The organism is Pseudomonas sp. SIMBA_041 (assembly GCF_046535095.1).
GTDB classification, from domain to species: domain Bacteria; phylum Pseudomonadota; class Gammaproteobacteria; order Pseudomonadales; family Pseudomonadaceae; genus Aquipseudomonas; species Aquipseudomonas mucoides.
This window is the reverse complement of sequence record NZ_JAWRXJ010001068.1, coordinates 1-208: the sequence shown is the minus strand read 5'-3', so window position 1 is coordinate 208 and position 208 is coordinate 1. Positions and strand designations below refer to the sequence as shown.

The 208-nt window shown below is 49.0% G+C and carries 1 rRNA gene; it reads left to right on the top strand.

Going from position 1 to position 208, the window contains the following annotated elements:
• Positions 1-137: 137 nt before the first annotated feature.
• A 5S ribosomal RNA gene (gene rrf, locus SB725_RS34385) occupies positions 138-208 on the top strand; the annotation flags it as partial.

The window sequence follows — 208 nt, the reverse complement described above, 5'->3', positions numbered from 1 at the left end:
CCCCATGTGAGAGTAGGTCATCGTCAAGATTAAATTCCGAAACCCCTATCTGCGTATGCAGGTAGGGGTTTTGTTTTAGTAGAAGTCACCATTTTTTGCTGGCACGTTGCTGCGGTAACGGGCTGGTCACAGAATTTCTTGACGACCATAGAGCATTGGAACCACCTGATCCCATCCCGAACTCAGCAGTGAAACGATGCATCGCCGA